The organism is Mucilaginibacter sp. P5_A6, from assembly GCF_056400585.1.
In genome coordinates this window covers 1-22,727 of the sequence record NZ_JBFUKZ010000006.1, presented here as the reverse complement: position 1 = coordinate 22,727, position 22,727 = coordinate 1, and the positions used below count along the sequence as shown (strand labels likewise).

Genomic DNA, 22,727 nt, shown 5'->3' with positions numbered 1-22,727 from the left:
AACCATGAACACTGAAATTTCAGGTGTAATTTTTACCTACCTCCTCACGCTTGTAATAGCCATCCCCTTAGGCCGTTACATGGCCCGCGTTTTTAAAGGCGAAAAAACATGGCTCGACTTTTTAGCCCCGCTCGACCGTTTCATTTTCCGTTTTAGCGGCATTGATACCAAAAAGGAAATGAACTGGAAACAGCATTTATTTGCCCTGCTTACCATTAACAGCGTTTGGCTTATTTATGCTTTTGTGTGTTTAATGGCACAAGGCCACTTGCCGCTTAACCCGGATGCAAACCCGGGCCAGTCTGCCGATACTGCTTTCAATACAGCCATCAGCTTTTTGGTTAACTGTAACTTACAGCACTACTCGGGCGAAAGCGGCGCTACTTATTTTACACAGCATTTTGTATTTATGTTCCTGCACTTTGTATCGGCAGCTACCGGTATTGCAGCGCTCATGGTACTATACAGGGCATTAAAAGACAAGGTGACCGATAAACTGGGTAACTTTTGGGATTACTTTGTAAAATCAATCACCCGCATTTTATTACCCATATCATTTGTTATAGCTGTAATCTTCGCCTTTAACGGCATGACCACCAGCTATGCAGGTAAAGATACCTTCATTAGCATGCAGGGCGATACCGTTCACGTTTCCCGCGGACCGGTTGCTCCTTTGGTAGCTATTAAACACCTGGGTACAAACGGAGGCGGCTGGTTTGGCGCCAACTCGGCCCATCCTATAGAAAACCCTAATTACTTAACCAATACCGTTGAACTGGTTGCACAGCTTATTATCCCTATAGGTTTGGTATTTGCCTTGGGTTTTTATCTCAACAAAAAGAAATTCGCTTATGTAATTTTTGGGGTGATGACCCTGGGTATGTTGCTGCTGATGATCCCAACTATTAACGCTGAACTGAACGGTAACCCGGCTATAGCTCACATGGGTATTAGCCAGCCTACAGGTGCTATGGAAGGTAAAGAAGTGCGGTTTGGGCCTGCAAACTCTGCATATTGGAGCGTAATGACCACTATTACATCCACTGGTTCTGTAAACTCCATGCATGATAGCACTATGCCTTTATCCGGCGCTATGCAATTGCTGGGTATGATGGTTAACTGCTTTTATGGTGGCTGCGGCGTTGGTTTCCTTAACTTTTACATTTTCATCATTATAGCGGTATTTATATCGGGATTAATGGTTGGGCGAACACCCGAGTTTTTAGGGCGTAAAATTGAGGCCAGGGAAATGAAGATAGCATCGCTGATTGCTTTATTACATCCGTTCATCATATTGGTTGGCTTAGCCATATCATCATACGTTGTTGTACATATGCCGGGTGCAGATTGGGCGGTAAAACCATCGGCCTGGTTAAACAACCCGGGCAACCATGGCTTTTCTGAAATGTTGTATGAGTATACCTCAGCAGCAGCCAACAACGGGTCGGGTTTTGAAGGTTTGGGCGATGGTAACATTTTCTGGAACTTTACCACAGGTATAGTAATGGTATTGGGCAGGTTTTTACCCATAATTGGTCCGCTGGCTATAGCCGGTTTGCTCGCCAGCAAAAAATTCATTCCAGAATCAGCCGGAACCCTTAAAAGCGATACTTCAACTTTTGGATTAATGATCTTCGCGGTGATTGTTATTATAGCCGCCCTTTCATTCTTCCCCGCACTGGCTTTAGGTCCAATTGCCGAACACTTTTCACTTAAATAATCATGAAAACCTCAAATACATTATTCCAGGGCGATCAGATGAAGGAGGCTTTTAAACAATCCTTCATCAAACTAAACCCACGCATACTGTTCCGTAACCCGGTTATGTTTACCGTCGAAATAGGTACCGCAGTAATGCTTATTGTTTCTATATTCTCTTTTGCAAATAAAGGCCAGGGCAGTTTTGCCTATAACTTCACCGTGTTTTTGGTGCTGTTGCTCACCGTTTTGTTTGCCAACTTTGCCGAGGCCATTGCCGAAGCTCGCGGTAAAGCACAAGCCGAAAGTTTGAGGAAAACCCGTGAAGAAACACCCGCCCGTTTATTGGTTAACGGTAAAGAGACAAGAGTAATGTCATCTCAATTAAAAAAAGGTGACGTATTTATCTGCGAAACAGGCGATAACATCCCTACTGATGGTGAGATCATTGAAGGTATTGCTACTATAGATGAATCTGCTATCACAGGCGAGTCTGCACCGGTGATCCGCGAATCTGGTGGTGATAAATCATCAGTAACAGGCGGTACCAAAGTATTATCCGACAGGATAAAGGTAATGGTAACTACCCAGCCAGGCGAAAGCTTCCTGGATAAGATGATAGCTCTGGTAGAAGGTGCATCGCGTCAGAAAACACCAAACGAGATAGCGCTTACCATTCTGTTATCAGGCTTTACGCTCATCTTCGTTATTGTATGCGTTACCCTGAAACCATTTGGCGATTATTCCAATACCCCTATAACTATAGCTGCTTTTATATCGTTGTTTGTTTGTTTGATCCCTACCACTATCGGTGGCCTGTTATCGGCCATCGGTATTGCCGGGATGGATAGGGCGCTGCGTGCCAACGTAATCACCAAATCGGGTAAAGCTGTTGAAACTGCAGGCGATTTGGATACGCTGTTATTAGATAAAACAGGTACCATCACCATTGGTAACCGTAAGGCTACCAACTTTTACCCAGCAACAGGTGTAAAACCGGCCGATTTTGTTACCGCCTGTGTATTGAGTTCACTGGCTGATGAAACCCCCGAAGGTAAATCGATTGTTGAACTGGCAAGCCTTGATAAATCGGTGCCATCTGTAACTGCCCCTAAAAACTCGGTATTTATAAAATTTACTGCCGAAACACGGTCGAGCGGTTTGGATACGCCCGAAGGCTTACGCATCCGTAAAGGCGCTTTTGATTCTATCCGCAATATTGCGCTTAAGGCTGGTCATGCATTCCCAACCGAGGTTGAGGATAACGTTAAAAAGATCTCCTCAAATGGCGGTACACCGCTGGTAGTATCACAAAACGAAAAGATAGTGGGTGTAATTGAATTACAGGACATTATTAAACCCGGCATTGCCGAGCGTTTCGACCGCTTGCGTAAAATGGGTGTTAAAACCGTAATGGTTACCGGTGATAACCCTTTAACAGCCAAATTTATTGCCGAGAAAGCCGGTGTAGACGATTTTATTGCCGAGGCTAAGCCAGAGGATAAAATGAACTACATTAAGGCAGAGCAGCAAGGTGGTAAGCTGGTAGCTATGATGGGCGATGGTACAAATGATGCACCTGCATTGGCCCAGGCCGACGTTGGCGTGGCCATGAACAGCGGTACCCAGGCAGCCAAAGAAGCCGGTAATATGGTGGATCTGGATAACGACCCAACCAAGCTGATAGAGATTGTGGAAATAGGTAAGCAATTGCTGATGACCCGTGGTACCCTCACTACATTCTCTATCGCCAATGATGTGGCCAAGTACTTTGCTATTGTGCCGGCTTTATTTATGGTATCTATACCATCGTTAAGGGCGCTTAACATCATGGCCTTGCATAGCCCGGAATCGGCGATATTATCGGCAGTAATATTTAACGCTATTATTATCCCGATGCTGATACCATTAGCCTTAAGGGGAGTAGAATATAAACCGATTGGCGCCAGCGCATTATTGCGCCGTAACCTGTTGATCTATGGCCTTGGCGGCGTACTGATACCATTTATCGGTATAAAACTGATTGACCTTGCAGTAGGCGTATTTATTTAGAGCAGATGTGAGATATTAGATATGAGATTTGAGACAAAAAAGTGAAGCGTCAAAAATCCCGTATCCAAAAATCTCACGTCTCATATCTCAAATCTCATATCTAATAAAAAAGAAAATGAAAACATATTTGTTGCCATCTATTAAGTTAACTATCATACTGATAGTAATAACAGCCGGAATTTATCCATTAGCTATAGCCGGTGTAGGCAAATTAACCCCCGGTCATGGCGACGGGGAGACCATAAGTTACAAGGGCCGCGTGGTTGGTTATGCCAACGAAGGGCAAAAATTTACTAAGGACGAATACTTCTGGAGCCGCCCGTCGGCAGTTGATTACAATGCTGCCGGTTCAGGTGGTTCAAACAAAGGCCCTTCAAACCCCGATTATTTGAAACAGGTTGAGGGCAGGATCCAGGATTTTTTAAAACATAACCCCGGTGTAACCCGTGCGCAGATCCCTGCCGAACTGGTTACCGCATCAGGTAGCGGCTTGGACCCGGACCTTTCTCCGGCAGGAGCGCAGGTACAGGTAGCCCGCATTGCAAAAGTACGTGGTCTATCTGCGGATGCGTTAACCAAATTGGTTGATGCCCATACCGAAAAACCTTTATTGGGTGTATTCGGTCCGGCTAAAGTAAACGTGCTGAAACTGAATGTGGCTTTGGATGAATTGAAGCCCCTCTAAATCTCCCCTGAAGGGGAGACTTTAAATTGGGGGGACAAAATAAAAAAACAGGCCGTCATTGCGAGGTACGAAGCAATCCCCTACTATGCAGATCGGGTTTGCAAAGCTACTCTGTAAGGCGGGGATTGCTTCACACCTCGCAATGACGCGTGAATATGAATTTGTGATGGCTGCGGTGTATGCCTTCTGATAAAGACATGTATGGATTGTTTTATAATTAATTTTGGTTGTTAATTATAAGTTTGGTTAGCATGAACGTTCATACGTAAAAAGGGGACCTGTCAGGGGTCTCCTTTTATTACATTTATACACATAATAAAACTAATGAATTTGAAAAATAATTCATAAAGCAATGAGCGAAGAAAGTAAAGAGCAATCGGTTGAGCATTTCCTGGAACTGATAAAACGGTCGAGGCGGGGCAAGTTCAAGGTTTACATTGGCATGAGTGCCGGTGTGGGTAAAACCTACCGTATGCTGCTGGAAGCCCAGGCATTGATGCGCAATGGTATTGATGTTAAAATAGGCTATATTGAAACCCATAACCGTAAGGAAACCGTAGCGCAGCTGGAAGGCTTGCCGGTAATTCCACGCCGTAAACTTTTTTACAAGGGTAAGGAGCTGGAAGAAATGGATCTGAAGGCCATTATCAGTTTGCGCCCCGAAGTGGTTTTGGTTGATGAACTGGCGCATACCAATATTGAAGGCAGCAGTAACGAAAAACGCTGGCAGGATGTAATGGAGATCCTGAACGCCGGTATCAATGTAATCAGCGCGGTAAACATCCAGCATATGGAGAGCCTTAACGAGGAGGTAGAACGCATAACCGGCACAGCCATTAACGAGCGCATCCCCGATAAGGTTTTGCAGTTGGCAGATGAGGTAGTGAATATCGACCTTACCGCCGATGAACTGATAGACCGTTTAAAAGAGGGTAAGATTTATGACGAAAAAAAGGTACCCCTGGCGCTTAATAATTTTTTCCAGTCGGATAGGATCCTGCAGCTGCGCGAATTGGCACTAAGGGAAGTAGCCCACCAGGTGGAGCGTAAAATTGATATTGAGATCCCCAGGAACATTAAATTGCGGCCCGAGATTTTTTTAGCCTGCATCAGCACGAATGACGCATCGGCAAAAATAATTATACGTAAAACCGCAAGGTTATCATCATATTACCGATCAAAGTTTTTTGTTTTGTATGTGCAAACTTCAGGGGAAAGCAGCGATAAGATAAACCTGGCATCGCAGCGCCATTTGATTAATAACATGAAACTGGCTACCCAGTTAGGCGGCCAGGTGCTCAAAGTAAAAAGCGACCGGATAGCTCAAACCATATGGGAAACTGCCGAAAAATATGACATCACTACTATTTGTATTGGTAAGCCACGGTTTAAGTTTTACCAGCTGATCATGAAAACAGCTGTGTTTACCCAGTTATTAAATAAAATGTCTAAAACAGATATTGACCTTGTAATACTATCATAACAATGACTATTAAAAATAAACTCCGTACTGGCATTGGCTTTTTGTTTGTACTGGCGCTCATCTGCTGCGGCTTATCAGTATATTTCCTTAACCGTCTTTCGGCTGATGCCGGGGTGATATTGAAGGATAACTACAAAACCCTGCAATACACACAAAATATCCTGAACGAAATAGATGCCGGTGATGGCCCGCTTTCGGCTAAGCAAATTGCTGTAATTGATGATAACCTTTACAGGCAGCAGCATAACATTACAGAGAAAGGCGAGGGGAAATTAACCGACTCATTAACCGCTGTTTACCGGGATATTAAACTGCCTGGTGTTGCTGGTGCGCAAATTGAGGCACGGGCGCAGGCACGGCGGCTAATTTATGGCATAATGCATTTAAATATGGATGCCATTGCTCATAAAAATTCTGTTGCAGCTAATACCGCCAAAAGAGCCAATATATTGGTTGCCTTTTGCGCCGTACTGTTATTCACCATTGCATTTACTTTTGCGGTGAACTTCCCCGGATATATTGCAAACCCCCTAAAAGAATTAACAGAAAAGATAAAAGAAATATCAAACCGCAATTACCATCAGCAGATAGATTTCCAGTCGGATGACGAATTTGGTGAGCTTGGCCAGGCCTTTAACAACATGACCAAAAAGCTGGATGAGTATGAAAACAGCAACCTGGCCAGCATTTTGTTCGAGAAAAAGCGGATTGAAACCATCATTAATTCCATGCATGATGCCATTGTAGGGTTAGATGAAAAGATGATCATCATATTTGCCAACGAGGTAGCCTGCTCATTAATAGGTATGAGTACCGAGCAGCTTACCGGCCGTTATGCTCCGGATGTAGCTTTAGAGAATGACCTGCTGCGCAACCTTTTAGTAAACGAGCAACCCCGGCTTAAGATATTTGCCGATAACCGCGAAAGTTTTTACTCACGCGAGTCGTTATCGGTTAGCAGCAAAAATAAAGTGATAGGGAAGGTGATCATCCTGAAAAACATTACCGAATACCAGCAACTGGATGAGGCTAAAACCAACTTTATAGCTACGATATCGCATGAATTAAAAACGCCTATATCATCTATAAAAATGAGCCTGAAACTGCTGGAAGATGATCGCATAGGTAACGTGAATACCGAGCAGCGGCAACTGCTGGAAAATATTGATGACGATGCCCGCCGCCTGTTACAAATTACCGGCGAACTGCTGGATATGGCACAGGTAGAAACCGGAAAACTACAGCTTAACTTTGGCAGCACCCATCCTAAAAATATAGTGGACTATGCGGTAAAGGCAATTAAATTTACTGCCGATCAAAAGCAGGTTGCTATTAAGGTAAAATGCGATGACAGCCTGCCCGAAGTGCATGCCGACCTGGATAAAACTACCTGGGTGCTTATCAACCTGTTATCAAACGCTATAAAATACAGTCACGAAAAATCGGTAGTGGAGCTAGTGGTTAAAAAATACAAGAACGACGAGATAGAATTTTCTGTAACCGATCATGGTAAAGGTATAGAGGAGCAATACCTGTCGCGCCTTTTTGAACGCTATTTTAAGGTTCCCAACGCAACTGCCGACCAAACCGGAACCGGTTTGGGCCTTGCAATAGCCAAGGATTTTATTGAAGCACAATCTGGCCACATAGGCGTTGATAGTGAAATAGGAGCAGGCAGCAGGTTTGCCTTTACGCTGAAGAGGGCGGTGTAAGAGGCTGTATGAAAATAAAAAAACGTACCGTCACAAGTAATCATCAGCCGAGCTGGAAAAAACAGTAATGACATGTATGGATACCACAATCACCTCATGATCGTCATTGCGAGGAGGTACGACGAAGCAATCCCCAAAATACAGATCGGATTTGCAAAGCTACTCTGTAATTCGTGGATTGCCTCGTAACTTATAATGGCGTGTTTGCAAACTACTGATTATCAGTACTATTTTTTAATATATTCTAAGTCATTGCGAGGCACGAAGCAATCGCATGCTATACAGAGCGGACCTGCACAGTTCGCGATTGCTGCGCTGCGCAATGACATGGGTGCTGTGAGGCCCTAAACCCAACACGTCATCCCCATTTTTTCCAGGATTATCCTGGTGGATACTCGCAATAACGATTTATAGAGCTATGTGTAAAAATATACACTGATAATCAACAGCTTAAAACCGTTTTGCCTGTAACGTATTCGATTTTCAGGTGTGAAGGCCTGTCAGTCTGAGCATGTCGAAGACTCGTGCGGAGAGGCCTTTGCCCGCTATGCTTCGACAGGCTACCCATGACGTATACGGATTTATATAAACATTTGTTTGAACGCTGGCACCGACTCACCCCGGCTACGCTGCGCTGGCCGACCCTCTCTCCGGCTTACGCCGCAAAGAGGGTGAAGCTCTTTTTTTTATTTTTGCCCCTCTATGCGACGCAGTCGGAGAGAGGGGCAGACGGGCGTAGCCTCGTCGGGGTGAGTCGACTCGCCGCCATGCGATATACGTCATTCCCCCCTTCATAGTCCCCGGACTTTCCAACCCGCAATTAAAGTTTTTTTAAATTTATTCGTTTTTAAACTATTTATCGTAATATTGCAATATATAATTTAATGCTTGTATTATGAAAAATCAGGAAGCTATAAATTGGATGGAATTTAAAGAGCAATTGCTTGCCCATCCGCAACTGGATCTGCAATTTCAGTATGCCGAAAACAAGTGGGTAGATGCATCGTACCACATCACCGAAATTAAACAGGCACCCATCACATCAGTTGATTGCGGGGGTAAAATGAACAGCTGGACAGAAATTATTGTTCAGCTTTGGGAACCTGTGAATCAACAGCAGGAAAGGTCAATGCAGGTTGGTAAGGCTTTATCCATCATTGAATTGGTTGAGAAAACATTACCTTTAAATCCCCTGGCAAAGGTTAAAATTGAGTTTGGCAATTCGGACTTTGATACCCGCCAAATGTATCCCAACCAGGTAGTTGCCGAGGGTGGTAACCTAATTGTTGATCTTCGGCCCGATACTGTGCAGTGCAAGGCAATTGAACGCGGCGGCAGTTGTGGTACCACTGCTACCGGCGAAGAGTGCTGCGCACCGGCTGTAATAAAACCAAAAGTTGAATTAAAAAACCTGGCTGTTGCTGCCGAATGCTGTACACCTGGCGGTGGTTGCTGCTAAAAAAGAATACCATGTTAATAAAAAATGCCGAAAACTACAGGGATGGTATAATGCAATTGCTTAGCTCTGCTAAGCTTCCTGTTGATGATCTTCCGCTGTTGTTGAATAACTTTTTGGCAGCTGTAGACGATATCGGCCAGGTAATAGGCGTAGCAGGTTTTGAAATTTATGGTACAAATGCTTTGCTCCGTTCAGTAGCGGTTAAACCGGAATTTCGTAACCAGGGCATTGCAGATAAGTTACTGCAGGAGGTGGAAAGTATGGCCCTGTTAAATAAGCTTAAAGTTATTTGCCTGCTTACAGAAACCGCATCTGAATATTTTAGCCGCAAAGGTTATACAACAATTTTGCGCGGAGACATACCCGAAGAGGTAAAGCAATCATCTGAGTTTAGCCATGTATGCCCTGTATCGGCCATCGTAATGAAAAAAGAAATAAATTGAAATGAAAAGAATATTAGTATTATGTACCGGCAATAGTTGCCGCAGCCAGATAGCTCACGGCTATTTGCAATATTTTGCCGGGGATAAGGCCGAAATCTATAGCGCCGGAGTGGAGACACACGGCGTTAACCCAAAAGCCATCAAAATAATGGCCGAAGATCACATAGATATCTCGCAACACACATCAAATAATGTGGATGAATATATGGAGATCCCTTTTGATTATATTATTACTGTTTGTGATAACGCCAAAGAGAATTGCCCCTACTTTCCATCCAAAGCCTTACGTTTTCACCAAAACTTTCCCGACCCGGCTAAAGCTACCGGAACTGAAGAGGAAGTGATGGACGAGTTTAGGCGGGTAAGGGATATGATCAAAGTATTTTCTATCGATTTTATACAGCAGCACGTTTAAACCGGGGTTTGATTATTAAGTGCTTTATCGTAATATTGCTTACAATGGGATTAACCAAAACAGAAAACTTTACCGAGGCTCAAAACGAGCTGGCCAAAATGCTTAAAGCATTGGCGCATCCCGCGCGCATCGCTATCATCGAGCATTTAATAAAGGCCAATGCCTGCATCGGGAACGATTTGGTTGATGTTTTGGGTTTGGCCCAGCCTACCACCTCGCAACACTTGCGTGAGCTTAAAGATGCCGGTATAATAAAAGGCACCATAGAAGGCACATCCATGAGCTATTGCATTGACCAGGTGAAATGGAAACAGTATGCAGATAAGCTGAGCGCTTTCCTGGTAACCGGGAATTTTCCTGAAAAAGATTGTTGTTGATTTTTTTTGATCAGATACATTGCTTTATCGCAATAAACAAATGTAATTTATTAACATGAGTGCAAATAATTGCAACCCCACACAACGGAAAAAGCTTTCGTTTTTAGACAGGTACCTTACCTTATGGATATTTATGGCCATGGGCGCGGGTGTAGCTATCGGGTATTTTATGCCTTCGGCAAAAGATTTTATTAATCAATTTCAATCAGGCACTACCAATGTACCTATTGCTATAGGGTTAATGCTGATGATGTATCCTCCATTTGCAAAGGTGAGGTTTGAGGAGCTGGGCAGGGTATTCAGCAATGTTAAAATTTTATCCCTTTCGCTGGTTATGAACTGGCTTATCGGGCCTGTGCTGATGTTTTTACTATCGATAATTTTCCTGCGCGATCATCCGGCCTATATGATAGGTTTAATTATGATTGGCCTGGCCCGCTGCATTGCCATGGTGATAGTATGGAACGAGCTTGCCGATGGTAACCGCGAATACGCCGCCGGGCTGGTTGCTTTTAACAGTATTTTCCAGGTGCTTTTTTACAGTTTGTTTGCCTGGGTATTTGTTACCGTTTTACCGCCCTGGTTTGGGTTGAAGGGTCTGGTGGTAAACATCAGCATAGGGCAAATAGCTCAAAGCGTATTGATCTATTTAGGGATCCCGTTTTTTGCTGGTTTTTTAACCCGGTATATATTACGCAGGATGAAAGGGAATGATTGGTACAACAACGTATTCATCCCCAAAATAAGCCCGGTAACGCTGATAGCACTTTTGTTTACCATATTGGTGATGTTCAGCCTCAAAGGCGACCTGATTGTACAGATCCCGTTTGATGTGGTGCGGATAGCCATTCCGCTGGTTATTTATTTTGCCATTATGTTTATGGTAACCTTTATGGCCGGCAAATGGCTTGGGGCAGATTATGCGCAAAATGCTGCCTTATCATTTACTGCCGCGGGCAATAATTTCGAGCTGGCCATCGCGGTTTCTATCGGTGTTTTTGGTATCAATAGCGGCGAGGCATTTGCAGGTGTAATTGGTCCGCTGGTTGAGGTGCCGGCATTGATTGCGTTGGTTAATGTGGCTTTTTGGTTGAGGAAGCGGTATTATGGTCTGAACCGGGATTAAGCAGATTCTTCTGATTTTCGAGAGACTGTCAGGACCAAACTTACGAAGTTTTAAAAACTTCGTAAGTTTTTGCCCGATTAGACATTTTTTGTAAAAATACTATATAAAAAATCAATTTACCTCTACAATCTTAATCCCCCACGGTTCCAGCTGCATAGTCGAATTGCTGCTTACGCCGGCTCCTGATATCAGCTCCTTTCCATTTCCATAAGGGTAAGTAAAGCTGGTTTCTTTACCCGAATAGTTGAAATAGTAGTGCACTGTTTTACCACTTTGGTTTACACCATACTTGGTAATTATCGGGAAAGCCAACTGCTGATCAGCACCCCAAAGGCCAAGCTTTTTTACCGCGTCGGCCAATATTTTATCGGTTACGGCGCTGGTTGTTATGCAACCAATGTAGGTAGCAAGCCCCTTACCGTAGGTGTTTTCAGTAATGGCCGCGTATTTGCCCCAAACAGGATGATCATAATAAGCCAGTACCTTTGCTGTGGTAGGCGTGATGAGCTCCATCCAGGTATTTAGTTTTTTATCTTCGGGCTTTAGGTTAAAATCATCGCCTTTTAAACCCACATTTTCGGGTACGGTAAACTGGCTGTAGTAAATTCCTAATGCTTCGTTGATTATGCCTGGCTGATGGGTTGTGCGCACTTTTACATTCTCATCACTAAATCCGCTTTTAAATGTATAAATGATATGCCCCCCGTTTTTTACATACCGGTTAAGCCGTTGCAATAAACTATCCGGCGCGGCATACAAAACAGGAACGACCAATAGTTTATAATTCTCGATATTCTGGCTCGTAGGGTCAACAAAATCACAGCCTACATTCATGTGGTATAAGCCATCGTATAACTGACGCAATACCTCATTGTAGCCGGTGCGTACACCCCAGCCAAAGCCAAAAGCCTTGAAGCCGGTAAGCGCCTCGTTGCTAAACAGTATGGCCACATCGTTTTTCTTTTTCAGGTTGATGAGTTTCGGACTCAACCTGTCAAAATCCTTTCCGATAGTTTTAGCTTCGTTATAAACCGGGTTGGGCTCAAAATCATGACTTAACAGGCCTTTCCAATAGGTTTCGGCGGAGTTATGGATAGAATGCCATGGCCAGTAACCCACCATATTGGCGCCCGATGCCAGGTGACTAAATGCCTGTAATCTTAGTTGACCCGGATAAGGCGTCCATTGCGGGAAACCCTGGGCTTCGGTTTCTATTGTTAAATAATTTTTACCGCCTTTCATTGACCGGGCAACATCGCCGCCGAAAGAGATCTCGGAACCGGTAAGTTTATCCTGGCTCGGATGGTAAATATCTATCCCCGCGATATCTACAGCTTTTGCCGCTGCAAAATGGTCAACATCGGGCTGGATGCCGAAGGAATGGCCACGCCAATCCAGGTCGAAGTTTTGGGTGATGAACTGTTCGGGGCGTTTATATTCGCGCACAATAGCCGACTGCCAGCCTAAATATTGCGTAACTACCTGTCTTTGAAATTTAGCAAACTCCGAAGCTAAACTGGCATTGATAGTGGCATTCATCGATGGGAAATCGTCCCAGTTATTGATGCGGTTACTCCAGTAATCCAGGCCGAAGATGTGGTTAATATTATCCAGCGTTTTGTATTTGGCCTGCATGTATTTTACAAACAGCGCCTGCACATTTGGCCCGGATGTGCCGTATGATTTTGTTTCATTATCAATTTGGTAACCAATTACTGCGGGATTGTTTTTCACATGTTCCATTATTTTCCTGATCACGCGCTCGGCATACATCCTGAAATCGGTATTGGTAATATYCATATTTTGCCTTGGTCCGTATTGGTTTTGGCCCGTTGGGGTAATGGCTAATATCTCGGGGTGTTTTTTGGCCATCCAGGTAGGTATGGCGTAGGTGGGTGTGCCTATGATTACTTTGATGCCTCCTTTTTGCATGGCGGCCAGCATCCTGTCGATATGGGTAAAATCAAACACACCATCCTGCGGTTCAACGGTGCTCCAGGTTGATTCGGCAATGCGCACCACGTTGATGCCGCAATCCTTCATCATTTGCACATCCTTATCCAGTCTTTCATAGGGCATGTACTCATCGTAATAAGCAACGCCGTAAAGCAGCTTATCCATTTTGGGATATTGTGCAAATGCGGCAGCGCCGAAAAATAATTGCACGACGAAAAGCAGCAGGTATTTCTTTTTCATAAAAATATGGTAATTGGTTCTGGAAATGAAGGTACAAATTAATTGTGTTTTTAACACACAATAACAAAAATGTTTCAGATTCAGCAGGAGCGCGATAAATCTTAATAAATCTTGATAAAATTGATAATTTGTGCAATAAATGTAGTTATAAGTGCCCATTTTATTAATATTTTAAAACAGATATTAGCTTCCTGTTATTATCTTATAAACCTTTATACTTTATGAAAATAGCTGCCCGTATTTTACCGATACTGCTGTTTTGTTTTTGTTTAAAAGATTTAAGCGCGCAAACCAGGAGGCTTACATACTGCAACCCGCTTAACCTCGACTATGGCTATACCCCCTTTGCCGATTTTGCCAGCTGGGGCAAACACCGCGCTACCGCCGACCCAACCATGACCCTGTTTAAAGGTAAATACTACCTCTTCAGCACCAACCAGTTTGGTTACTGGTGGAGCAACGACATGCTGAACTGGAACTTTGTATACCGCAAGTTTGTACGCCCATACAACCAGGTAGCCGGTGATGAACTTTGCGCCCCTGCCACTTTAGTTTTGGGCGATACCCTGCTGGTGATCGGTTCTACCTATAATAAGGATTTTACGCTGTGGATGAGCACCAATCCCACTAAAGATGACTGGAAGGCCGCCAAAGATTATTTTAAAGTAGGCGCCTGGGATCCGGGAATGTTTGCTGATGATGATGGGCGGGTTTATATTTACCATGGCTCCAGCAATACGCTGCCGCTTTACGGCCAGGAGATAGACAGGAGAACATTTGAACCCATAGGCCCCAAAAAAGAGATGGTAAAACTCGATCCCGAAAAGCACGGCTGGGAGCGTTTTGGCGAGCATAATGATAACGTGTTTCTGTTGCCCTTTATTGAAGGCTCATGGATGAATAAGCATAACGGTAAATACTACCTGCAGTTTGGCGCACCCGGCACCGAGCAAAGCGGCTACGGCGATGGCGTTTTTGTGGGCGATAAACCGCTCGGTCCGTTTACTTACCAAAAGCATAACCCGTTCTCGTACAAACCCGGAGGCTTTGCAAAAGGGGCGGGGCATGGAGCTACCTGGGCAGACAAGTTTGGTAATTACTGGCATATCAGCACAATGGGCATTTCGGTAAAAAATAACTTTGAGCGTCGCATAGGGTTCTGGCCGGCTGGTTTTGACAAAGATGGTACATTGTACTGTAATACCGCTTATGGTGATTATCCGCAATATTTGGCTGCTGGTCCGGAGGATCACCTGAAGAGTAATTTTACGGGCTGGATGATCCTCAACTATAATAAACCAGTTGAGGTATCATCAACCCTGGGAGCTTATTATGCAAACAATGCTGTTGATGAAGATATCAAAACTTACTGGAGCGCCAAAACTGCGAATAAAGGCGAATGGTTTAAAACAGATCTTGGTGAAGTAAGTACTATAAACGCTTTACAGATCAACTATGCCGATCAGGATGCTGAGTTTTTAGGTAAATCATTAGGCGTTTATCATCAGTATATTGTTTATTCATCCTTGGATGGAAAAATGTGGAAGCTTTTGATTGACAAAAGCAAAAACAAAACCGATGTTCCGCATGATTATATTGAGTTGAAAACACCTGTAAAAGCACGCTACCTTAAAATGATGAACCTGCATATGCCAACCGGCAAGTTCGCGCTGTCCGGGTTCAGGGTATTTGGTAAAGGCGCTGGCGCTAAGCCCGATACCGTTCAAAACCTGATTGCGCTGCGTGGTGACAGTGAGCGCCGCAACTCCTGGCTGAAGTGGAAACCTAATGATAAAGCTACCGGCTATACCATCTACTTTGGCATAGCGCCCGATAAACTGTACAATAACATGATGATTTATGGCAAAAATGAGTTTTATTTTAGCGGGATGGACAGGGATCTGCCTTATTATTTTCAGATAGAGGCCTTTAACGAGAACGGAATTTCGGAAAGAACAAAGGTGATTAAGGTGGAATGACTTAGGCAGCAATATTTATCCATTTAAATGGCCCAATAGTTGTGGATTTTTTTGTAAACTGCAAAATATGATAAAAACCATACCTGTTTTTGTGATGATCCTGTTTGTTTATTGTGCCGCGAACGCTCAGATGGCAGATAGCATTTTTAAAAAATCGACGGTTAAAACCTTGAGTGACGCGCAGTACAATGCCTTATTAAAGGGTGATGATATTTATGAAATGCCCCCGGTTGCTGTTGTAAATCATTACCCAATGCCCGATAAGGCTATCGCGTTTAAAAAAGAAGTTGGGCTTAGTCCGGTGCAGGTAACTCAAATTACAGCAATAGCCAATGAGCTAAAGCGTAAAAAAATAGAAATGGGCAAGTTCATCATCACCAATGAACAGGCATTAGATAACTTATTGCGGAAGGGAACTGACGAGGGTAGTATTATTTTTTATGGTAACCGATCGGGATTGTACTACGGTGAGCTCAGAAATGCCATATTATTAGCATGCTATAACACGTGGAAATTACTGGCGCCGGCTCAAATTAAAAAGTTGGAAACTTTGCAAAATCATAATTGATAAATTTGCCGTTTGATTTGTTTAATTTAGCGGCCCCAAATAAAGTGTATGAAAATAACTTTTGATTTTGAAAAACCGTTGGCCGAGCTGATACAGCAGATAGAGAAAGTGAAGCAGGTTGAAGATAAAAACAAGCTCGACATGTCTGCAACAGTGGCAGAACTTGAGGCTAAACTGGAAACCACCAAAAAAGAAATATACTCCAACCTTAACGGCTGGCAAAAAGTGCAGATCTCGCGTCATCCCGAAAGACCATATACCCTCCAATATATTGAGCTGATGTGCGATGATTTTATTGAACTGCACGGTGACCGTACTGTTGGTGATGATAAAGCCATTATAGGCGGTTTTGGTACCTTGAACGGGCAAACTGTAATGTTCATTGGTCAGCAAAAGGGGCGTAATACCAAAGAGCGCCAGTATCGTAACTTTGGTATGGCTAATCCCGAAGGCTACCGCAAAGCCTTAAGGCTAATGAAAATGGCCGAAAAATTCAATAAGCCTGTTGTTACTTTAATTGATACGCCGGGAGCATTCCCTGGTTTAGAAGCTGAAGAACGCGGACAAGGTGAAGCCATTGCCCGTAACCTCCTCGAAATGTCGATTCTTAAAGTTCCTGTCATCTGCGTTATTATTGGTGAAGGTGCATCGGGAGGCGCATTAGGTATAGGTATTGGTGATAGGGTTTTGATGCTTGATAATTCGTGGTATTCGGTAATATCGCCAGAGAACTGTTCAACCATCCTATGGAAAACCTGGGAAAATAAAGAACGTGCTGCCGAAGTATTAAAATTGACTTCGACAGAAATGTTAAAGAACAGACTGATAGACGGTGTTATAAAAGAACCACTTGGCGGCGCCCACCAGGATCCGGTTGCTATGGCGGCTACCCTAAAAAAACAACTGCTTAAAGATCTTAAAACCCTGAAAGAAAAAGATATTACTGAGCTGGTTAACGAACGCATCGAGAAATTTTGTTCGATGGGCGTGGTTAATGAGGATTAATCTTTGGACTTTCGAACAAAGGACTTTCGGACAAAGGACAAAGGACAAAGGAGTTCCTTTAACAAAAAAAGCGGCTTATGCCGCTTTTTTTGTTAATACCTTGTTTTAGTTTTCTTGTAAGATATTTTGTTCTGGTTCCTGACTTTTACTTCTTATTTTTCTGCAATACTACCTCGTCGAACCCATTCCCAGTTTCTTCTCATAATCCCTGAGCTGTGCGGTGAATTTGGTATTAAGGTCTGTTTGTTTATAGTTTCTGGTGTACTCTGTTAAACCATTCAACATCGACATCGAATATTGGAGATCCCTGCTATCAAGACTTACTTCACCATTTTGTAAAAGCGTATAATTATAGGCGAGCAGATCGATTACATAATCATCAACCAGGTTTGCCAGTTTGTTGGCCATTTGCACATCACCAAGCCGGTAAGCCGTCTCTATCATATAATACTTACGGATAGCTATCTCGGTATTAGGAATGTTATCAGGCATTACTTCATCATACTTTTTGAAAACATTTTTTGCCATATCAGGGTGACCCTCATTAAGGAGGTTATCGGCAAGGGTTGAGTAAAGCCTTGATATCAAAGGGTAAAACATGGTATTTGATTCATGATCAAGGTAACTGGCATTTTTCATATTGCCCCATTTAAATTTGGTCATCATGTTCTGGTACATTACCGGCGTATTGGTAACATCTGCCGCGCTTGCTGCGGTATCTGGTTTCAACGGAAGCAGGCGGTTGGCAAAACCTTCGCTATATAAATATTTACTAAGTCCTATCAGGTTTTCTTCCGGTACGGTGGTTGCAAAATAAATGGGTCTTTTCCAGTTGTTATGTGCCAGTATATCCATCATCGCCAAAATATCCTTGGTAACATACTTACCATTAAAGGTCCAGTCCATTTCCGGAGTTATTTTATCTTTTTGGATGGCTGGTAACGTTCCGGTTTTTACCACTTCATCAGGATTTACTGTTAATTTAAAGTTTTTGGTAGGCAGGTAATTGGTTAAATCACCATTGCTATACTCCACCATGGCAGCTTTATCATCAGAGGTGATGAAATCAAAAATCTCTTTTAGCTCAATAGCGCCGGGCACTTTTTGGTCGTTAAAGTAAATTACATCACGTACACCGGGCTTAAACTTATCATAAGGCATGCTGATAGGCAATGGTTCCGATTGGTTCATTTTGTTTTTCATCCCGCGGATGTACCAGTCGGTACCCAGCAGGCTTAAGTTCACAATCCGTACATCGGGGCGTACGTTTTCAACCTCTTGTATATACCAAAGCGGATAGGTATCATTATCGGCATAAGTAAACAGAATAGCATTTGGCGCGCAGGAGTTAAGGTAATTATAGGCCATATCATGCGGTGTAAGTTTGGTTGAGCGGTTATGATCATCCCATTCCTGGTTGGCCATTAACACGGGGGCCGCTAACAAGCATACTACGGTAGCAATGATACCGCTGGTTTTTGCATTAAGTTTTTTACTTAACAAATCGGCTAAGGCAACAACGCCAAGGCCAATCCATATGGCAAACGCATAAAATGAGCCTGCATAAGCATAATCACGTTCGCGTGGCTGTAATGGGTCCTGGTTTAGGTAAAGTACAATAGCCAAACCTGTAAAAAAGAATAATACACCTACAACACCGGCATTTTTCTGGTCGCGTTTAAAGTGAAAAAATAAGCCTGCCAAGCCTATGATGAGCGGCAAAAAGAATAAACGGTTATAGCTTTTGCTTTTGGTAACCGCATCAGGTAATTGTTTGTTAAAGTTCCAGCCGCTTATCCAGTTACCATCAGAGCCGCTGTTGCTGGTTTGGCCATCCAGGTCATTGGTGCGACCTGCAAAGTTCCAAAGGAAATAGCGGGTATACATCTGGTTAACCTGCCAGGTGCCAAAAAAGCCCAGGTTGGTAGCAAGGGTTGGTTTTTCGCTATCGGCTAATTTACTCCAGGCACGGTAAAACTGGGGGTGCCCGGCCTTATCGCTAAACATGCGCGGGAATATCGTGTTACGATCATAAATAGTGGCGAGCTTTTTGCCGGCAACCTCATATTTGGTTTTACCACGGCGGTAAATTGTTGCTCCCTCGGTTTGATCGGTTGGCGTCGAATCAAAAAACTGGCCGTAAAGTAATGGAGTATCGCCATACTGATCGCGGTTCAGGTAGCTGTTAAGCGCGAAAGCATCCTGCGGATCGCTGTTATTTAAATTAGGATCGGCCTTGGCCCGTACCACAATCATTACAAATGAGCTATAGCCAAACAGGATAAACAGCAGACAAACAAAAAAGCTATTGAGTGCAAAACGCCTCTCGCGTATTTTTACCGCATATTCAAGCAGTGCTAAAACTATTATCCCAATTATAGCTCCCAGGTAGCCGGCACTAATTCCAAGCGCCAGGATAAAGCAGGTGGCGCAAGTGATAATAGCTGCCTTTGATTGTTTAATGGTATAATATATGCCCGATACTATGGTTGCTATCAGCAAAACAAAAAATGCGATTGCACCGCTGCCAAAGCCCATTCCCAGGGTGTTCACAAAAAGCAGATCGGAGAATGCTGCGCCCTTAACCGTGAATTGTATAACTCCCCACAATACAAAAGCTACCGATACAATACCTGCAAAAAATGAAAGTAAAGAACCCCGTGTAGTAATGGTTTTTGCCTTGCGGAAATAAATTACCAAAGCAATAGCCGGTATTACCAACAAGTTTAACAAGTGAATGCCAATTGATAAACCCATTATATAAGCAATAAATACAATCCACCTGTCGGCATGAGGTTCATCTGCATGGGCATCCCATTTTAATATCGCCCAGAACACTACGGCCGTACATAAGGATGATTGCGCATACACTTCAGATTCAACTGCCGAGAACCAGAAGGTATCAGACCAGGCATAAGCCAATGCGCCAACCAGACCCGAGCCTGTTATGATGATCAAATTACTGATATTAAGGTCTTCGGTTGTTTTAACCAGAATCTTTTTGGCTAAGGAGGTTACCGTCCAGAACAGGAACATGATAGTAGCCCCRCTTGAAATGGCCGAAGCCATATTAGCCCAGTAAGCCACCTTTGTATTATCGCCCATGGATAGCAGCGTAAATACCTTGCCTATCATTGTAAATAATGGTGCACCTGGTTGGTGGGCTACCTGCAAACGAAAAATACAGGCTATAAATTCACCGCAATCCCAAAAGCTTGATGATGGTTCAAGGGTTAAAACGTAGGTTAAGGTGGCGATGATAAAAGTTATCCAGCCAAAAATATTATTGATTTTATTGTAGTTCATGTCGGGATGTTTTCGATAGCAAAAGGCTTAATATAGCCGAAAGTAAGAAAAACTATGACGATGCTGAAACAAAAACAGCCTTATTAACACTTTTTAACCCATTTTGGACTGTAAAACAGGCTTATAAATACTTTTTTCAAATTCTGTTTTGAGAGTTAAAAAATCGTCTTATATTTGCATTCCTTTTCGGAGAGTAAAACAACCAAAGGAGATTGCCTGATAGTATAATGGTAGTACGACGGTTTTTGGTACCGTTTGTCTAGGTTCGAATCCTGGTCGGGCAACAAGAGAATTTCGGATTTCGTATTTTCAATTTCGGATTTAGGTTCGGGGGAAAAATGAAATCCGAATTGTATTTTAGGAGGTTATCATCAGGAGTGTTAATTTTTTCATGTAGCGATAAGTAGCTGAAAATTAAGCAAATCTTAAATTTAACATCCGAAATCCAAAATCAAAAAAAATGCCATTACAATTTAATCCGGTTAAATTATTTGCAGGTTCGGGCTCAAAAGAGTTGGCGCAAAAAATTGCTGAAGCCTATGGTCGCGAATTAGGCGATGTAGTACTTTCACGTTTTAGTGATGGCGAATTTCAACCACATTTTAATGAAACTGTTAGGGGATGCGATGTATTTTTGATACAAAGTACCCACCAGCCTACTGATAACCTGATGGAATTGCTGATGATGATTGATGCCGCCCGCCGTGCATCGTCGCATTATGTAAACGCGGTTATCCCATATTTTGGTTTGGCACGCCAGGACAGGAAAGATAAGCCCCGCGTGGCGATAAGCGCCAAGCTGGTAGCCAATTTATTAGTTGCAGCTGGTATTGACCGTATAATGACCATGGATTTGCACGCAGCGCAGATCCAGGGATTTTTTGATGTTCCGGTTGATCATCTTGATGCATCAATCATTTTTGTACCGTATATAAAAAGCCTGGGCTTAGGCAATTTAACCATTGCTTCGCCGGATATGGGCGGCTCATACAGGGCGCGCAGCTTCGCTAAATTTTTTAATGCCGAAGTGGTTATTTGCGATAAACGCCGTAAACGCGCCAATGAAATTGAATCAATGACACTGATTGGTGATGTAACCGACCAGGATATTGTACTGATAGATGATATTTGTGATACAGCCGGTACATTGGCCAAAGCAGCAGGGTTGATCATGGAGCGGGGTGCACGCAGCGTACGTGCGGTTTGTACTCACCCGGTATTATCAGGTAAAGCATATGAAACTATCGAAAATTCGGCATTAACTGAACTGATAGTTACAGATACCATACCGTTGAAACACGAAAGTCCTAAAATAAGGGTACTATCAACAGCCGAGCTTTTTGCCAAAGCGATAAGTAATGTAAATGAACACGGCTCAATAAGCCAGTTGTTTAAGGTGGATTAAGTAGTATGTCCATAGCCAGTGGTCGATAATCTATGGCAATGAACGTACATTGAATGAATAAAAGCAAATCCATGGTTTATTGACCATGGACTTAACAAATAAATAATAAAATAAAAACAAATGAAATCAATTGCTATTAGCGGTTCTCCAAGAGAGAACGTAGGGAAAAGAGACGCTAAAGAACTGCGTTACCAGGGTCTGGTGCCTGCAGTACTTTACGGTGGGCCAACCCAAACCCACTTTTCAGTGTCCGCAGCTGATTTGAGAGCCGTAGTTTACACTCCGGTTGTTCATTTCATCGATCTTGATGTTGCTGGTGTTAAATCACAGGCTATTATTAAAGATATGCAGTTTCACCCTTTAACTGAACAAATTATCCACGTAGACTTTTTATTGCTTGACGAGAAAAAGCCTATCACTATCGAGATCCCTGTTAAATTAACCGGAACTTCTCCAGGTGTTAAAGTGGGTGGTAAATTAGTTCAAAAACTAAGGAAACTGCGCATCAAAGCATTACCTAAAGATCATTTAGATGCTATTGAAGTAAGCATTTCAGCTTTGGAAGTTGGTAAATCGGTTAAAGTAGCGGAAATTAAAGTTCCAAACCTTACCATTACCAATGCACAGGAAGATACTATCGTATCTGTAACCACTTCACGTGCATTACGTCAGKCTGAGCAGGAAGCTGCTTCTGGTAAAAAATAAGTTCTTCGAACTTTAAAAAAAGCGTCGGGCGTTGCCCGGCGCTTTTTTTTGATAAAAGATTTTTGGAGCAAGGAACAAAGATTCTTTGTTTGATTTGAAATACAGGTAAATTC

Annotated in this window: 17 protein-coding genes and 1 tRNA gene; 16 read left to right on the top strand and 2 right to left on the bottom strand. The window is 43.1% G+C overall.

The window, feature by feature from the left end; all coding sequences use genetic code 11:
- Positions 1-4 precede the first annotated feature (4 nt).
- The 10 genes from kdpA (at position 5) to arsB (ending at position 11,450) form a co-directional block, all read left to right on the top strand.
- Positions 5-1,720 carry a potassium-transporting ATPase subunit KdpA gene (gene kdpA, locus AC1DO4_RS07890; RefSeq protein WP_477414572.1) on the top strand — a complete coding sequence of 572 codons (1,716 nt, stop codon included), beginning with the start codon at positions 5-7 and terminating at the stop codon, positions 1,718-1,720.
- A gap of 2 nt (positions 1,721-1,722) precedes the next feature.
- A complete protein-coding gene (gene kdpB, locus AC1DO4_RS07885; RefSeq protein ID WP_477414570.1) occupies positions 1,723-3,750 on the top strand; it encodes a potassium-transporting ATPase subunit KdpB in 2,028 nt (675 codons plus the stop codon).
- 115 nt (positions 3,751-3,865) lie between these two features.
- The gene (locus AC1DO4_RS07880) at positions 3,866-4,435 is read left to right on the top strand and encodes a K(+)-transporting ATPase subunit C (RefSeq protein WP_477414568.1); all 570 of its coding nucleotides are present in this window, start codon (positions 3,866-3,868) and stop codon (positions 4,433-4,435) included.
- Positions 4,436-4,787: 352 nt separating this feature from the next.
- Entirely contained in the window at positions 4,788-5,918 is a 1,131-nt protein-coding gene (locus AC1DO4_RS07875; RefSeq protein ID WP_477414566.1) for a sensor protein KdpD, read from the top strand.
- 2 nt (positions 5,919-5,920) lie between these two features.
- Complete coding sequence (locus AC1DO4_RS07870) at positions 5,921-7,630, top strand: HAMP domain-containing sensor histidine kinase (RefSeq protein ID WP_477414564.1); 1,710 nt, start codon at positions 5,921-5,923, stop codon at positions 7,628-7,630.
- Between the two features lie 895 nt (positions 7,631-8,525).
- Positions 8,526-9,089, top strand: coding sequence for a DUF6428 family protein (locus tag AC1DO4_RS07865; RefSeq protein WP_477414562.1), 564 nt, complete (start codon positions 8,526-8,528; stop codon positions 9,087-9,089).
- Between the two features lie 11 nt (positions 9,090-9,100).
- Positions 9,101-9,532, top strand: a complete 432-nt coding sequence (gene arsN2 / locus AC1DO4_RS07860; protein WP_477414560.1) for an arsenic resistance N-acetyltransferase ArsN2 — start codon at positions 9,101-9,103, stop codon at positions 9,530-9,532.
- A gap of 1 nt (position 9,533) precedes the next feature.
- Positions 9,534-9,947 carry an arsenate reductase ArsC gene (locus tag AC1DO4_RS07855; RefSeq protein WP_477414558.1) on the top strand — a complete coding sequence of 138 codons (414 nt, stop codon included), beginning with the start codon at positions 9,534-9,536 and terminating at the stop codon, positions 9,945-9,947.
- A 44-nt stretch (positions 9,948-9,991) separates the two neighbouring features.
- Positions 9,992-10,324, top strand: coding sequence for an ArsR/SmtB family transcription factor (locus AC1DO4_RS07850; protein WP_477414556.1), 333 nt, complete (start codon positions 9,992-9,994; stop codon positions 10,322-10,324).
- A gap of 55 nt (positions 10,325-10,379) precedes the next feature.
- The gene (gene arsB, locus AC1DO4_RS07845; protein ID WP_477414554.1) at positions 10,380-11,450 is read left to right on the top strand and encodes an ACR3 family arsenite efflux transporter; all 1,071 of its coding nucleotides are present in this window, start codon (positions 10,380-10,382) and stop codon (positions 11,448-11,450) included.
- 111 nt (positions 11,451-11,561) lie between these two features.
- Here arsB and AC1DO4_RS07840 read toward each other — a convergent pair whose 3' ends face one another.
- Positions 11,562-13,646: a beta-galactosidase gene (locus tag AC1DO4_RS07840; protein ID WP_477414552.1), complete on the bottom strand. Its 2,085-nt coding sequence runs from the start codon at positions 13,644-13,646 to the stop codon at positions 11,562-11,564.
- 221 nt (positions 13,647-13,867) lie between these two features.
- On the opposite strand from AC1DO4_RS07840, the gene AC1DO4_RS07835 reads away from it, so the two are divergent.
- The 3 genes from AC1DO4_RS07835 to AC1DO4_RS07825 all read left to right on the top strand — a co-directional run bounded on the left by AC1DO4_RS07835 (position 13,868) and on the right by AC1DO4_RS07825 (position 17,198).
- Complete coding sequence (locus tag AC1DO4_RS07835) at positions 13,868-15,625, top strand: family 43 glycosylhydrolase (RefSeq protein ID WP_477414550.1); 1,758 nt, start codon at positions 13,868-13,870, stop codon at positions 15,623-15,625.
- 67 nt (positions 15,626-15,692) lie between these two features.
- Positions 15,693-16,193: a hypothetical protein gene (locus AC1DO4_RS07830; protein WP_477414548.1), complete on the top strand. Its 501-nt coding sequence runs from the start codon at positions 15,693-15,695 to the stop codon at positions 16,191-16,193.
- A 48-nt stretch (positions 16,194-16,241) separates the two neighbouring features.
- The gene (locus tag AC1DO4_RS07825; protein WP_477414546.1) at positions 16,242-17,198 is read left to right on the top strand and encodes an acetyl-CoA carboxylase carboxyltransferase subunit alpha; all 957 of its coding nucleotides are present in this window, start codon (positions 16,242-16,244) and stop codon (positions 17,196-17,198) included.
- A gap of 168 nt (positions 17,199-17,366) precedes the next feature.
- Here the strand turns inward: AC1DO4_RS07825 and AC1DO4_RS07820 are convergent, their stop codons facing one another.
- The gene (locus tag AC1DO4_RS07820) at positions 17,367-20,504 is read right to left on the bottom strand and encodes a glycosyltransferase family 117 protein (RefSeq protein ID WP_477414544.1); all 3,138 of its coding nucleotides are present in this window, start codon (positions 20,502-20,504) and stop codon (positions 17,367-17,369) included.
- 213 nt (positions 20,505-20,717) lie between these two features.
- Here AC1DO4_RS07820 and AC1DO4_RS07815 point away from each other — a divergent pair.
- From AC1DO4_RS07815 to AC1DO4_RS07805, 3 genes are all read left to right on the top strand, one after another.
- Positions 20,718-20,788, top strand: a tRNA-Gln gene (locus AC1DO4_RS07815).
- Positions 20,789-20,964: 176 nt separating this feature from the next.
- Positions 20,965-21,909 carry a ribose-phosphate pyrophosphokinase gene (locus AC1DO4_RS07810; protein ID WP_477414542.1) on the top strand — a complete coding sequence of 315 codons (945 nt, stop codon included), beginning with the start codon at positions 20,965-20,967 and terminating at the stop codon, positions 21,907-21,909.
- Positions 21,910-22,029: 120 nt separating this feature from the next.
- A complete protein-coding gene (locus tag AC1DO4_RS07805; protein ID WP_477414540.1) occupies positions 22,030-22,614 on the top strand; it encodes a 50S ribosomal protein L25/general stress protein Ctc in 585 nt (194 codons plus the stop codon).
- Positions 22,615-22,727 lie beyond the last annotated feature (113 nt).